The organism is Nitratireductor sp. PBL-C9 (assembly GCF_050877045.1).
Lineage (GTDB): Bacteria > Pseudomonadota > Alphaproteobacteria > Rhizobiales > Rhizobiaceae > Nitratireductor > Nitratireductor aquimarinus.
In genome coordinates, this window is the sequence record NZ_JBPAXW010000004.1 from 247,578 (window position 1) to 261,765 (window position 14,188).

Annotated in this window: 14 protein-coding genes; 2 read left to right on the top strand and 12 right to left on the bottom strand. The window is 62.4% G+C overall.

Going from position 1 to position 14,188, the window contains the following annotated elements:
- Positions 1-55: 55 nt before the first annotated feature.
- The 5 genes from ACRTG1_RS11070 to ACRTG1_RS11090 form a co-directional block, all read right to left on the bottom strand.
- A complete protein-coding gene (locus tag ACRTG1_RS11070) occupies positions 56-388 on the bottom strand; it encodes a hypothetical protein (protein ID WP_432516281.1) in 333 nt (110 codons plus the stop codon).
- 253 nt (positions 389-641) lie between these two features.
- The gene (ilvC, locus tag ACRTG1_RS11075; RefSeq protein ID WP_113155591.1) at positions 642-1,661 is read right to left on the bottom strand and encodes a ketol-acid reductoisomerase; all 1,020 of its coding nucleotides are present in this window, start codon (positions 1,659-1,661) and stop codon (positions 642-644) included.
- A 49-nt stretch (positions 1,662-1,710) separates the two neighbouring features.
- Positions 1,711-2,361 carry a TetR/AcrR family transcriptional regulator gene (locus ACRTG1_RS11080; RefSeq protein ID WP_206548118.1) on the bottom strand — a complete coding sequence of 217 codons (651 nt, stop codon included), beginning with the start codon at positions 2,359-2,361 and terminating at the stop codon, positions 1,711-1,713.
- A 216-nt stretch (positions 2,362-2,577) separates the two neighbouring features.
- The gene (locus ACRTG1_RS11085) at positions 2,578-3,159 is read right to left on the bottom strand and encodes a hypothetical protein (protein WP_113155593.1); all 582 of its coding nucleotides are present in this window, start codon (positions 3,157-3,159) and stop codon (positions 2,578-2,580) included.
- Positions 3,160-3,274: 115 nt separating this feature from the next.
- Positions 3,275-4,015: a pyridoxine 5'-phosphate synthase gene (locus ACRTG1_RS11090; RefSeq protein WP_206994186.1), complete on the bottom strand. Its 741-nt coding sequence runs from the start codon at positions 4,013-4,015 to the stop codon at positions 3,275-3,277.
- 145 nt (positions 4,016-4,160) lie between these two features.
- Between ACRTG1_RS11090 and ACRTG1_RS11095 the strand changes: the two genes are divergently transcribed.
- Positions 4,161-4,568, top strand: a complete 408-nt coding sequence (locus ACRTG1_RS11095; RefSeq protein ID WP_206543858.1) for an STAS/SEC14 domain-containing protein — start codon at positions 4,161-4,163, stop codon at positions 4,566-4,568.
- A 235-nt stretch (positions 4,569-4,803) separates the two neighbouring features.
- Here the strand turns inward: ACRTG1_RS11095 and ACRTG1_RS11100 are convergent, their stop codons facing one another.
- The 5 genes from ACRTG1_RS11100 to ACRTG1_RS11120 form a co-directional block, all read right to left on the bottom strand.
- The gene (locus ACRTG1_RS11100; RefSeq protein ID WP_206543859.1) at positions 4,804-5,931 is read right to left on the bottom strand and encodes an ATP-dependent DNA helicase; all 1,128 of its coding nucleotides are present in this window, start codon (positions 5,929-5,931) and stop codon (positions 4,804-4,806) included.
- A gap of 277 nt (positions 5,932-6,208) precedes the next feature.
- Entirely contained in the window at positions 6,209-6,709 is a 501-nt protein-coding gene (locus ACRTG1_RS11105; protein WP_432516282.1) for a hypothetical protein, read from the bottom strand.
- Positions 6,710-6,844: 135 nt separating this feature from the next.
- Positions 6,845-7,441, bottom strand: coding sequence for a LysE family translocator (locus tag ACRTG1_RS11110; protein ID WP_113155598.1), 597 nt, complete (start codon positions 7,439-7,441; stop codon positions 6,845-6,847).
- A 127-nt stretch (positions 7,442-7,568) separates the two neighbouring features.
- Positions 7,569-8,141, bottom strand: coding sequence for an acetolactate synthase small subunit (gene ilvN, locus ACRTG1_RS11115; RefSeq protein WP_113155599.1), 573 nt, complete (start codon positions 8,139-8,141; stop codon positions 7,569-7,571).
- Between the two features lie 83 nt (positions 8,142-8,224).
- Positions 8,225-10,027 carry an acetolactate synthase 3 large subunit gene (locus ACRTG1_RS11120; protein ID WP_113155600.1) on the bottom strand — a complete coding sequence of 601 codons (1,803 nt, stop codon included), beginning with the start codon at positions 10,025-10,027 and terminating at the stop codon, positions 8,225-8,227.
- A gap of 335 nt (positions 10,028-10,362) precedes the next feature.
- Between ACRTG1_RS11120 and ACRTG1_RS11125 the strand changes: the two genes are divergently transcribed.
- Positions 10,363-12,240: an ATP-binding protein gene (locus ACRTG1_RS11125; RefSeq protein ID WP_206548298.1), complete on the top strand. Its 1,878-nt coding sequence runs from the start codon at positions 10,363-10,365 to the stop codon at positions 12,238-12,240.
- 137 nt (positions 12,241-12,377) lie between these two features.
- Here ACRTG1_RS11125 and ACRTG1_RS11130 read toward each other — a convergent pair whose 3' ends face one another.
- Positions 12,378-13,160 carry a GGDEF domain-containing protein gene (locus tag ACRTG1_RS11130; protein ID WP_113155601.1) on the bottom strand — a complete coding sequence of 261 codons (783 nt, stop codon included), beginning with the start codon at positions 13,158-13,160 and terminating at the stop codon, positions 12,378-12,380.
- Positions 13,161-13,240: 80 nt separating this feature from the next.
- Positions 13,241-14,185: a tRNA (adenosine(37)-N6)-dimethylallyltransferase MiaA gene (gene miaA, locus ACRTG1_RS11135; RefSeq protein ID WP_432516283.1), complete on the bottom strand. Its 945-nt coding sequence runs from the start codon at positions 14,183-14,185 to the stop codon at positions 13,241-13,243.
- Positions 14,186-14,188: the final 3 nt, after the last annotated feature.

The following is a 14,188-nucleotide window of genomic DNA, read 5'->3' on the forward strand; positions in this document are numbered from 1 at the left end:
AAGTGTAGTCGGGACCCAAATGACCGCCTCCCCAAATTGGTCGCCAGCCCCCCCCTCACTCAAACGCCACACCAATCTCCGTCAGGCTGCGCCAGCGGATGACCGCCGAGCGGACGCGGTCGCTGCCTTCTATCTCTATGTAGAAGGCGTCCGGCACGGCGCAGATGTCGCCGAAGCGGATGCGCGCACCGTGCGCGTTCTGGTCCAGAACAACGCCCAGAAGCATGCAGCCGCCATGGTTCCAGAAGAGCCTCGCGTGACGCGTCGCATCCTCACGCCCGGCCGCGCGGCGCTCTGAGGGAAACGGGCTGCCTGCGTGCGCCGGTTTTCCGCCCGCCCGTCTTTCGTCCACCCGCCTTTCCCCCACCGGCCTTTTCATGTCCGACATCATCTTCGCCTCCTAGTCTTTCCCGCGCCCGCAGGCGCGGCTGGCTTTTCGCCTCCATGCCTCTTCGCCTCCATGCCCGTCAGGCGCGCCTGACCGGTGGCAAGAGGCACATGCGGTTCTTGCGGTACTTACGGGTCATGCAGCGAAAACCGTGCCAGAAACCTGTTTCATCGCGGGACGGGCAGGCGGAAGACCGGCAAAGAAAAAGGCCGCGGGCAATGCCGCGGCCTTCTGTCTGAGACTTTGGAAAAGATCAGTTCTTTTCCTTGTCCACCAGCTTGTTCTTGGAGATCCACGGCATCATGCCGCGCAGCTTCTCGCCAACTTCCTCGATCGGATGCTCGTCGTTCAGGCGACGGGTCGCCTTGAAGCGGGCCGCACCTGCGTGCCACTCCTGCATCCACTCGGTGGTGAAACGGCCGGACTGGATGTCGTGCAGAACGCGCTTCATCTCTGCCTTGGTCTCTGCCGTGATGATGCGCGGGCCAGAGACATACTCGCCCCACTCAGCGGTGTTGGAGATCGAGTAGTTCATGTTGGCAATGCCGCCCTCATAGATGAGGTCGACGATCAGCTTCACTTCGTGCAGGCACTCGAAATAGGCCATTTCGGGAGCGTAACCGCCCTCGACCAGCGTCTCGAAGCCGGCGCGGATGAGCTCGACCAGACCGCCGCACAGAACGACCTGCTCACCGAACAGATCCGTCTCGCACTCTTCGCGGAACGTGGTCTCGATGATGCCCGAACGGCCGCCGCCAACGCCGCAGGCGTAGGACAGGCCGAGGTCCAGCGCATTGCCGGAAGCGTCCTGGTGAACGGCGACCAGGCACGGCACGCCGCCGCCCTTCTCATATTCGCCGCGCACGGTGTGACCCGGGCCCTTCGGCGCGACCATCAGCACGTCGACGGTCTTCTTCGGCTCGATCAGGCCGAAATGCACGTTGAGGCCGTGCGCGAAGGCAATGGCCGCACCGTCGCGGATGTTCGGCGCGATCTCGGAATTGTAGATGCCGGCCTGCAGCTCGTCGGGCGTGGCCATCATCATCAGGTCGGCCCATGCAGCAGCCTCGGCCACCGACATCACCTTGAGGCCATCGGCCTCGACCTTCTTGGCGGTTGCAGAACCCGGACGCAGCGCCACGGCGATTTCCTTGGCGCCGGAATCCTTCAGGTTCAGCGCGTGCGCGCGACCCTGGCTGCCATAACCGATAATGGCGACCTTCTTGCTCTTGATGAGATTGAGATCGGCATCGCGATCATAATACACCCGCATACTCAATTCCTTTCCTGATCCAACTGACTGTAGTTCACCTTCGACCGCCTTAGACGCTGTCGCGGCCGGTCGTCTCGTTTTTCCGCACCCCGAAAAGCACGAAAAACTGGTCCACCGCCTCTTCTGCAAGGACGGCGTAATGTTCAGGCCGGCGCACACCGGCCTCGCCCAGAAGCATGCGCACATGAAGGTCGCGCACGATCAGGCCGTATAATGTGTGATAGGCAGTTTCGCGGTCGTGATAGGCAATAAGGCCGCGCTGCCTGCCGGCCTCCAAAAGCGCGCCGGCACGTTTATCAATACCATGCCGACCCCGCTCAATAAGAAGCGCGCCAAGCCGGCTACCTTCCCGGCTCGCCTGTCCAATGGCCAACCGGTTAAGCGCCAGCGATACATCTCCACCGAGAACCTGCAAGAGGTCATTTGCGAAATCCACCAGATGCGTGCGGAACCGGCCAAGATCCAGCCGCTCGCCGCCGTCGATCTGGGCGCGCACCTTGCTCGCCTGATGGGAGATCATGGCCGCCAGAAGACCGTCGCGGTCCCCGAACCATTTGTAGAGGCTTTCCTTGGAGCAGTTGGCCGCGCGCGCCAGCCCGGCGGTCGTCAGCGCGCGCTCGCCACCTTCCAGCAGGAGGCCCAGCGCCTTGTCCAGAACCGCGCGCTGGCGCGGTGTGAATGTATCCTGCATTTCCGACATGTGGCGCACGAAGGTCTCTGTTCCCGTTTACGGATCGTACCGTACGGTACGGTTCTGTCATAGGGAAAAACAAAATGCAAGCCGCTTTGCCACAGGGTCCGGGGAGATTGCGCCCTCTCCCGCCCGGCCCTGCGAAACGGCATCGGCCCCGCATCCGGTGGATACGGGGCCGAGCGATGAAGAGATGCGGTCAGGCGAATGCGGAAAGCAGGTCGTTCAGCGCCCGCACTGGCGCATCTGGCGGCCGTAATTGCTGGACATGGTCGCCGCTTTGCGGGCGGATTTCTGCATCTGCGGATTGTTGCGCCATACGCCGCGCCGATAGCCCGCATGGCCGGCATAATAGTTCAGGTAAAGGCTGTAGGCGTCGTTGAGCGCCACGCCATTGGTGCGGTTGCTGGTCTGGTGATACCAGCCGACGAAATCCACCGCATCGGCGAAGCTGCTGCGCCGCGCCATCATATTGCCGGTCTCGCGCTTGTAGCGCTGCCAGGTGCCATCAAGCGCCTGCGAATAGCCATAGGCGCTGGAGGCGCGCTTCCACGGAATGAAGCCAAGCAGCTTGCGGCGCGGCGGGCGCGCATCGGCGTCGAAGCCGGATTCGATGCGGATGGTGGCCATCAGCACTTCCGCCGGCACGCCATATTTGCGCTCGGCGCGCTTGGCCTGCGTATACCAGCCGCCGAAAAAGCTCTGCTTCTGGTCGAACACGGTACAAACATTGTTGATGCTGCGCGGCGTCGAGGCACAGCCTGCCAACGCCAGCGCGAGCAGCACGGTCACTGCAACGATACGCATTAAAACACCTCAAAACCCACCCCATGCATAGGTCAGGGAATCCTAAGAAACCCTGTCCATGCGCGTTAACGGTCTGGGCAATGCCGTGACCATTTGCGGGCGATTTGGAGGTGGATCAGCCCTCGCAGGCGCGGATGAAGCGGCGCACGGTTTCCGCCATGCCGTATTCCAGCGCGTCGGCGGTGAGACCGTGGCCAATGGAAACCTCGCAGAGTTCCGGCATGCGGCGCGCAAGGGCCGGAAGGTTCGCCACCGTCAGATCGTGACCGGCATTGACGCCGAGCCCGTGCGCAGCAGCGGCGTCCGCCGTTTTGCCGAGCTTTTCCAGTTCGATAGCGGCCTTTTCGGAATCATCATGGCAACCGCCATAAGGGCCGGTGTAAAGCTCGATCCGGTCCGCCCCGAGTGCTGCCGCCGCCGGCACCTGATCGGGATCGGGGTCTGCGAAAAGCGAAACGCGAAAGCCCTGCTTCTTGAGCCGCGCGATGACGGGTTTTAGAAAACCGCCCTGCCCGGCAAAGTCCCAGCCATGGTCGGAGGTGGCCTGTGCCGGATCGTCGGGCACCAGCGTCACCTGTTCGGGCTGATGCTCTTCGACGAGCGCCAGGAATTCCTCGGTGGGAAAGCCCTCGATGTTGAACTCGCGGCCGGGGAACTCGTCATCGAGCAGCGCGCGAATCTCCGGCAGGTCGGAAAAGCGGATATGGCGCTGGTCGGGGCGCGGATGCACGGTCAGCCCGCAGGCGCCCGCTTGAAGCGCGATGCGGCCAAGCCCGGTCACGCTCGGCCATGGCAGATCGCGCCGGTTGCGCAGCATGGCGACAGCGTTGAGATTGACGGAGAGTTTTGCCGGCATTGTTGCGTCCCGCTTTTCTGTTGCGCTCGATGCGTTACCATCGCTCCATACCGCGTTCGGGTCGGAACGGACAGGCCCAGATCGCGTTGTCGATACAGACAAGCCGGGTCGATAGAGGCAAACCGGAAAGCGTCAGGAGCAGACCATGACCGTCAACGACAATCCCCCCAATGTGCGGCGCATCGAGACAGACCGCGACGACGCCTATGCCTTCGAGATCGTCGGCCACATCACGGCAGCCGACATGGAAAACCTCTACGGTCTTCTCGAAGGCGCTTATGAAGTGCACGACAAGATCGACGTGCTGGTCATCATTCACGACTATGAAGGCTTCGACTGGCATGCCGCCTTCAAGGAACAGACGATGATCGGCAAGACCAACGCACTGAAGCACATCCGCAAATATGCAGTGGCCGGCGGACCGGCCTGGATGGGCACGACCATCGCCTTTTTCCGTCCGTTCTTCTCCATGGAGATGGAGTATTTTCCCTATGAGAAGGTGGAGGACGCCTGGAATTGGCTGGGCGCGGAACCAGCCCCGCCGCCGGGCTGACCGGCATTGGCCAGTGCCCTATCGCATTTGTGCTGCGCCGGATGCGCACATCCGGCTGCAAAATGCTCTCTGCATTCCCGCATTTATGCGACGCCGGATGCGCGCATCCGGCTGCAAAATGCTCTTTGATTTCCCGCATTTGTGCGACACCGGATGGACGCATCCGGCTGCAAAATGCTCTCTGCATTCCCGCATTTGTGCGACGCCGGATGCGCGCATCCGGCTGCAAAATGCTTTAGCGCACGATGGTCAGGCGCTCGGAGGCACGGGTAATGGCGGTGTAGAGCCAGCGCTGGCGCGTGTCGCGGAAGGCATAGCTCTCATCAAAGAGCACCACCTCATCCCACTGCGAACCCTGCGCCTTGTGCACGGTCAGCGCGTAGCCATAGTCGAAATCGTCGTAACGCTTCTTGGTCTGCCACGGAATTTCCGCCGTGGGATCCTCGAACGCCGCCTTTAAAAGCTTGATCTTGGCCACCCCGCGATCGGGATCGTCCTCTTCGGGCGAGACCAGAAGGTTGATGCCCGGCTTCACGGTCTCGCGCGACGAGGTCATCACCTTCCACAGCGAGCCGTTCAACAGCCCCTTGGCGGGATCGTTGCGCAGACACACCAGCTTGTCGCCGGCCTGCGGATAGTCGGCGTCGAACCCCTTCAGCTCGCGCAGGCGCTGATTGTAGCGGCGGCGCGTGCGGTTGGTGCCGACAAGCACCTGATCGGCAGAAAGCACCAGATCCTGATCGACCTCGGCCTTTGAAATGACCCTGGCCGCACCATAATCCCCATAGGAGATATCCCGCCCCTCGCGCACATCGAGCGCAAGCTGGATGATGGGATTGTCGCGCGCCTGCCGGTGGATTTCGGTCAGGAGATGGTCCGGCTCATGCTCGGTGAAGAACCCGCCACCGGAGATCGGCGGAAGCTGGCCGGGATCGCCCAGAACGAGGATCGGCGTGCCGAACGACAGGAGGTCGCGACCAAGCGCCTCATCCACCATGGAGCATTCATCGATGATCACCATCGCAGCCTTGGCGATGGGGCTCTGGCGGTTGAGCGAGAAGGTGGGCGACATGGAGGTCCGTCCCGTCACCTCGTCTTCCACCTCTTCCTCGCCGCGCGGGCGATAGATCAGCGAATGGATGGTGCGGGCATTCTTGGCGCCGCGCGAGCGCAGCACCTGCGCGGCCTTGCCGGTGAATGCGGCGAACTGCACCTCGCCATCGACATGCTCTGCGAAATAGCGCGCCAGCGTGGTCTTGCCCGTTCCGGCGTAGCCGAACAGACGGAAAACCTGGGTCTGACCGGCCTTGAGCCAGCTCGCCACAGCGTTAAGCGCTGCATCCTGTTGCGGGGAGAATTCCATGCCGTCCAGAAAGCAGATTCGGCCCGAAATGAACAGGCTGCAATCACACCGGAGGCAGCAGGATCGCTCACGCCATTCGTGCTCAAACCCGTTGCAACAGTGTTGTGCGTGGTTCGACAGGCTCACCATGAGGGTGGGGTATGGGACGGCAAAAACCCGTCTGAAGCATCATGGAACAAGCCTCTGGCGCAAAGCCGGCCTCCCTCATGGTGAGCCTGTCGAACCACGCACAGCAGCGCAATGCAGCGGGGCATTGAAACCGGTGTCCGCCCCCTCCCTAGCGCGTGTGCGGCGAGAGGTCCCGGCCGGGCCAGGTGGTCAGGGGCGGCTCGGGCATCACGTCTTCGCCCAGATGGCTGCTCACATAGATGATGTCGCTCCACAGCTCTTCCTCGCCCTGATCGTTCAGAACCCGCAGCATGACGAGATAGCGCTTGCGCGCCCGCACCCCGCAAACGGGCGGTGAACGCAGGCTGTAGCGCTTGCGCCAGCGCTGCACGCGCTCGCGCACCACATAATAGCCATTGCCCGCAGGGTCCTCGAAGTCGGCCTCGATGATCATGCCGTGGCGCAGATGGCGGATCTCCCGCACCGCCAGATCGTAGTGAATTTCCGAAGAGTTGTGATCGATCGTGAAACCACCGCCCAGGACGGCGAGCAGCGGCTTCTCCTCGGCGCGCTCACAGGTCACCCAGCCTATGGCCAACAGCACAAGGCATATGCCAGACGTCACCAGAAACAGTCGCCAGGTAACGGCGGCCTCGTCGAATTCCGCCATTTGCTCGCTCCGCGTTTCACGCGGGGCGCATTCAATCATATAGCCGACTAACTATCTAGCCGCAGAAATTGTGGCTGAGAGACCCGCTCACCCCGCATTTTGTGGAATGGATTGTTGTCAGCCTGCCCGCGAATGCTAGCGCATCATCGGCCATAAGGTGGCGGCGAGCGCCAGCCCCATGGCGATGTTGAACCATTTGAGCCGCACGGGATCGGCCAGAAAGCCGCGCAGAACCACGCCGAACCCGGCCCATACGGAAACGCTCGGGAAATTCACGATGACGAAGGCGAGCGCGACAAGGAGAACCGTCGCAAAAGGTGCGGTGGGGTCGGTGTAGACCGCCATGGCGGTCAGCGCCATGACCCAGGCCTTCGGATTGACCCACTGGAACGCGGCGGCCTGCAGGAATGTCATCGGCTGCGCATTGCCTTCACCGCCCTGCCCCAGCGCGCGCGACATGGCGATGCGCCAGGCGAGGTAGAGAAGATAGGCCCCGCCGGCGATTTTCAGGATCGTGTGGAGCGCGGGAAACGCCGTCAGAACAGCGCCAAGCCCGAAGCCAACCGCGAGCAGGAGCGACGCGAAGCCACCGGCAATGCCAAGCATGTGGGGGATGGTGCGGCGGAAACCGAAATTCACGCCCGAGGCCAGCAACATGAAATTGTTCGGCCCCGGCGTCACCGAAGCGACGAAGGAGAAAACCAAGAGGGCAAGGAAAACGTCCGGCGACATCCGCCAACTCCCAAACGGTCGCCCGGCACAGGGGCAATTAGGTCAGTATTATTGACCTTATTTTTCCTGCGAGCAAGATACAGATCGCCCTGCCCGCAGAAAATATCCGTTCACTGAGAGGCTGCGCCTACATGCCTTCCGGGCCGCGGTTCATGGCGGCAACGCCCGTGCGGCACACTTCGACCAGGCCGAGCGGCTTCATGATGGCGATGAACTGCTCGATCTTGGAGACACGCCCCGTGATCTCGAAGATGAAGTGCTCGGTGTTGGCGTCGATCACCTGAGCGCGGAAAGCGTCTGCCAGGCGCAGCGCCTCGACGCGGTCCTCGCCCTGTCCGCGAACCTTGACCAGCGCCAGTTCACGCTCCATCGGGCGGTCATGGCCGCGCTCATCGGCGACGATGGAGAGGTCCACCACGCGGTGTACCGGAACGATGCGCTCGAGCTGATGCTTGATCTGCTGAAGCACATGGCCCGTGCCGCGCGTCACGATGGTGATGCGCGAAAGGTGGCGTTCGTGCTCGGTCTCGGAGACGGTGAGGCTGTCGATGTTGTAGCCGCGACCGGAAAACAGGCCGATCACGCGGGCAAGAACGCCCGGTTCGTTGTCGACGAGGACGGCCAGGGTGCGCGTCTCGGCAACCTGGGTTTCCTTGGTGATGAAATAGGCAGAGCCGGTGGGTTGTAGCTGCGCGTTCATTGCATGAATCTCTTTTGCAAAACCATCGTGTAACTGACTGAAAACAAAGCGTCCTGCCGCTGAGACAGGACGCCTCATAACCGTCACACCAATTGCCGGCCCTCTTCGTCGATGGCGTTGGCCACCGCCTCGTCGCTGGCCTCGTCGGGAAGCAGCATCTCGTTATGCGCCTTGCCCGACGGGATCATCGGGAAGCAGTTGGCGAGTGCGGCAACACGGCAATCGAAGATCACCGGCTTGTCGACTTCAATCATCTCGCGGATGGCGTCATCCAGCTTGCCCGGCTTGTCGCACATGATGCCGTGGCAGCCATAGGCTTCGGCCAGTTTGACGAAGTCAGGCATCGCTTCCGTATAGGAGTGCGACAGGCGGTTGCCATGCAGCAGCTGCTGCCACTGACGCACCATGCCCATATACTGGTTGTTCAGGATGAAGATCTTGATCGGCGCATTGTGCTGCACCGCCGCACTCATCTCCTGAATGGTCATCTGCACCGACGCATCGCCTGCAATGTCGATGACCAGCGCGTCGGGATGCGCGATCTGCACGCCAAGCGCCGCCGGCAGGCCGTAGCCCATCGTGCCCAGACCACCGGAGGTCATCCAGTGGTTCGGCGCATCGAAACCGAAATGCTGCGCCGCCCACATCTGGTGCTGACCGACTTCGGTCGTCACATAGACATCGCGCTCCCTGGTCAGCTCATAGAGCCGCTGGATCGCGTATTGCGGCATGATGATGTCGTCATTCGGCTTGTAGGCGAGCGAGTCGCGTGCGCGCCAGATGTCGATCTGCGTCCACCAGGGTTTGAGCGCGGCCTTGTCCGCCTTCGCAGTCGCGCGCCACAGGCGCACCATGTCTTCCAGAATGCGGCCTGCATCGCCGATGATCGGCACGTCGACATGCACGTTCTTGTTGATCGAGGACGGGTCGATGTCGATGTGGATCTTGCGCGAATGCGGCGCAAAGGCGTCGAGACGGCCGGTGATGCGGTCATCGAAGCGCGCACCGATGCACAGCATGACGTCGCAGTCATGCATCGCCATGTTGGCTTCATAGGTGCCGTGCATGCCCAGCATGCCGAGCCAGTTGTCGCCGGATGCCGGATAAGCGCCCAGTCCCATCAGCGTGGAGGTGATCGGGAAGCCCGTCAGATCCACCAGCTCGCGCAGCAGATGGCTCGCCTCCGGACCGGCATTGATGACGCCGCCACCCGAATAGATCACCGGCCGCTTGGCGTTGGCCATCAGTTCGATGGCCGCCTTGATCTGGTTGATGTCGCCCTGCTCCTGCGGGTGATAGCTGGTGCGCGGCGCGGTCTGCGGCGGGGTGTAGGTGCCCTTGGCAAACTGGATGTCCTTGGGAATGTCCACGACGACCGGTCCCGGGCGGCCCGTGGTCGCCACGTGGAAAGCCTCGTGAATGATCGCGGCAAGCTGGTTCACGTCCTTCACCAGCCAGTTGTGCTTGGTGCAGGGACGGGTAATGCCGACCGTGTCGCACTCCTGGAAGGCGTCCGAGCCGATCAGCGCGGTGGGAACCTGACCACTGATGCAGACGAGCGGGATGGAATCCATCAGCGCGTCCTGCAGCGGCGTCACCGCATTGGTAGCGCCGGGGCCGGAGGTCACCAGCATGACGCCGGCCTTGCCGGTAGCGCGCGCATAGCCCTCGGCTGCGTGGCCTGCTCCCTGCTCGTGGCGTACAAGAATGTGCCGGACATCTTCCTGCTGGAAGAGCTCGTCGTAGATGGGAAGTACGGCACCGCCCGGATATCCGAAAATATCCTCGACACCATTGTCCTTGAGCGCCTGCACGACGATCTCTGCGCCCGTCATCTCGTTTTGGGCGGATGCGTCCGCTGCTGGCTCCGACACTGCCTTGTTCATCTTGGTCTTTCCGTTCTCTCTACCGGCGATTTGTTTAGCTGCCCAACGCCCCCAAGGAAACACCGGGCCAATAAAAAAGGCCCCCGAGGGAGCCTGTGTTTCGCGCATGGGGTGCTTTCGCCAGACAGCTACGCTGCCTTGCCCATGCGCCTTCCTACGATAAGAATGTTTCCTGTCATCATGGCTGCGCACAATAAGGTTGCTTGAACGCATCGTCAACCAGCTTGATAAGGCCAATTTGAAGAGCCCCGTTTACCCCTCCTCAACCATCCCGCGACACGCCGCCTTAACTTCGCGGCACTAGCCTTGAGCGTTAGGGATAATGGGGTGGCATGATGTTTGTGGAACGCGGAACGACGCAGGGCGAGACGACATCTCAGGAAAGGCGCGCAGCCGATCAGCCGCGCACGCGCCTGCTTGGCCATGTCGTGCATTGCGACGGCTCCCGCGCCACGATTGCCGCCGAGACCGACACCGATGACAGCGGCCAGTCCAATTACTGGACCGTCGGCAAGATGATCTCCATCAATCTCGGCGCAATCCGCACGGTCGGTCTCGTCTATGCGGTGGAGCGGCCCGAACACCGCTGGCGCGATGGCGAGGCGAACCCCATCGCGATCTCGGTCGAGCTGGTCGGCGAAGTGCGCGACCGTGGCGCCGAGCCCGTGTTCGACCGCGGCATCACGGAATATCCGCATATCGGCGCTCCCGCCCACCGCATCCGCTCGCGCGACCTGCAGGCGGTCTACGATCTGGCCGGCCGCCAGCAGGCCGTGATCGGCAAGCTGTCGCAGGACGAAAGCATCGATGCCTGTATTGCGGTGGATGACACGCTGAACCGCCATTTCGCAGTGGTCGGCACCACCGGTGTCGGCAAATCGTCGGCCGTATCGCTTCTCCTGCGCAAGACCATCGCCTCACGCCCGGATCTGCGCGTGCTCATTCTCGACCCGCACAATGAATTCGCCTCCGCCCTGCCGGAATACGCGGTGCGTATCGACACCAACACGCTGGACCTGCCGTTCTGGCTGTTTCGCCTTGAAGAACTGGTGGAAGTGCTTTTCCGGGGCCGCGAGCCGGTGACGGAAGAGGTGGAATTGCTGCGCGAGATCATTCCCGCTGCCAAGCATCTCTACCGCAATCCGGGAAGCGCTGCCTCGCTGCGACGGTCAAACGACACGGGCGGGCTGACGGCGGACACGCCGGTCCCCTACCGCATGGCCGATGTGCTGAAGGAAATCGAGGAGCGCACCGGCCAGCTTGCCAACAAGTCCGACCGGCCGATCTATCGCAGCCTGCGCACACGCATCGAGGCTGCACAGAACGATCCGCGTTACCGTTTCATGTTCGCCTCTCGCCTCATTGAGGATTCGATCCACGAAACGATCGGCAGGCTCTTCCGCATCCCCAGCCACGGCAAGACGGTGACCTGTTTCGAAATGGCCGGCATGCCGCCGGAGGTGGTCAATTCCGTCTGCTCGGTCATGGCCCGCCTCGCCTTCGATCTGGCGCTGTGGAGCAATGGAAAGCTCAATCTTCTGGTGGTCTGCGAGGAAGCACACCGCTACATGCCCGCCGATCCGCGCCTGGGCTTTGCGCCGACGCGCCATGCGCTCGCACGCATCGCCAAGGAAGGCCGCAAATATGGCTGCTATCTCGGTGTGGTGACACAGCGCCCGGGCGAACTCGACCCGACGGTCCTGTCGCAGTGCTCCACCGTGTTCGCCATGCGGCTCGCCAATGACCAGGACAAGGCGATCATCCGTTCGGCAATCGCGGACTCCTCTGCGTCCATGCTGTCATTCCTCTCGGCCATGGGCCGGCGCGAAGCCATCGCCTTTGGCGAGGGTGTCGCGACGACCATGCGCATGAAGTTCGAGCAATTGCCGGCACATGCGCTTCCGGGCCAGCGGGACGATGCGAAGAAAAAGGCGTCGCGCCCCGAAGACATCGACAATGACGTGGATCTCGCCTCGATCGTGGCAAATCTGCGCGATGCCGGCCGCTCCATGCGCTCGCAGGTGCAGTCGCCACCGGATATCGGCTCGCCCGTCCCCGCAGACATGCAGGCCGGCGACCGCGACTACCGGCCCCGGCCGGCAAGGACGCCTGTTCAGCCCGAGACCTTCGAACAATGGTCCCGGCCGTCCGACGATTACGCGCGTCCGGCGAGCTACACAGTGCCGTCGCGCAGCCATTTCGGAAACCGCTAGCGCTCTTCATTTTTTCAGTGCACGGCTCATGAAGGTTCCGGCAAGCTGCCGGAGCCGGACGCCATGCATGCGGGAGCACGCCACGCGCCAGCGCAGCGTTCAGCTCTTTCAGTTGAGCGTAGGGAAAGTGTCGCCTCTCAGGCGCAGACGCGGTTACGGCCCAGGCGTTTGGCCTCATAGAGCATCTTGTCGGCGCGACGGTAGAATTCCTCAGCCGATTCCCGCCCGTCCCAGATGGACAGGCCGACGCTGATCGTCACCCGGATGTTCACATTGCTCGCTTCGATCAAGAGCTGTGACACGGCGCGGCGAATGCGCTCGGCAAGCTTGACCAGAGATTCATTGTTCATGTTCGGCGCGACAACGGCAAATTCCTCGCCGCCCATGCGCGCGACCACATCATGATAGCGGGTCAGGTCTTTCAGGCAGCGCGCCACTTCGCGCAGCACATCGTCACCCACATCGTGACCATGCGTGTCGTTGACCTGCTTGAAATGATCGAGATCGAGAACCATCAGGCCGACCGGCTTTTCGATGCGGCGGAACTCCTGCAGATATTCGCGCAGCGCATCATCGAAGAAGCGCCGGTTCTGCATGCCTGTCAGGCTGTCGGTCAGGGCGGCGTGCTGAAGGGATTCCGAACGGGCGCTGAGCGTTTCCGTCATGGCCCGTAACTTCCCCTCCTCGCGCACCTGGGTGCGGATCAGCGGATAGATGAAGAAGATGCCGAAAATGATGGCGGTCGCCAGAAGGACGCCGGTGACGAACAGAATCTGGATAAAACTCTTCAGATCCTGCGGAGCCGGAAAAATGCTGATGTCGGAGCGTAAAAGCCAATAGGCGTAGGCAAGCAGGGCACCCGCGCCCAGCACCAGCAAAATGAAAACAAAGAACGCGGATTCCGCTTTGTGGAAACGCATGCCTGCCCCGAATGACACCCTTTATCGCCTTCTCGCACAGTCTCACTTACGCAAGGTTAATCTCCACAGGCGGAATGCTTCTATTCCGCCGGTTTGGCGCTCGCCTGAAGAACCCCGGCAAGACTTCGCGGCAGCGTTGTTTCCGCAGAAAGCGGCACACGGAGCCAGTCTTCGCCAAGCTGGTTGCGGAACCAGGTGCCCTGGCGTTTGGAATAGCGCCGCGTGGCGGTTTTCGCCCGCTCGATTGCGTCTTCCAGCGTGCATTCATTGGCGAGACAGGCTGCCAGTTCGGGCACGCCAATGGCTTTCATCGCCGGCAGTTCGGGTGGCAGATCAAGCGCCAGTAGCGCCTTCACCTCTTCCAGAGCGCCTTCCTCCACCATGCGGTCGAAGCGCTGGCCGATGCGCTGCCTGACAAATTCGCGTTCCGGCTCCAGAACAATGCAGCGGCTGGATGCCCGGTCGACCAGCGGCGGCGTGTTTTCCTGCTGCCAGGCGCTCAGCGGACGCCCCGAAGCCTCGAAAACCTCGAGCGCGCGGGTGATGCGCTGCGCATCTCCCGTGCCTATGGCGGAAGCGGCGTCAGGGTCGCGCTCGGCCAGAAGCCCGTGCAGCGCCTCCGGCCCGTCTTTCTCCATGCGCTGACGCCAGTGCCGGCGCACCGCATCGGGCACCGGCGGCACCGGCGCAATGCCTTCCAGAAGCGCGCGGAAATAAAGCCCCGTACCACCCACGAAGACAGGGCGCTTTCCTTCAAGCGCGCCGCTCTCGACAAGCTTCGCCACATCGTCGAGCCACGCGCCGGTTGAATAGGCGACCGATGGCGACACATGCCCATAGAGAAAGTGCGGCGCGCGTTTCAGATCTTCGGCAGAGGGCCGCGCGGTCAGGAGCGAAAGCACGTCATAGACCTGCATGGAATCGGCGTTGATCACCACCCCGCCCGTTTCCTGCGCAAGCGCCAGCGCCAGAGCGGACTTGCCGCTGGCAGTCGGCCCCGCTATCAGGATCGCATTATTCAACATGCC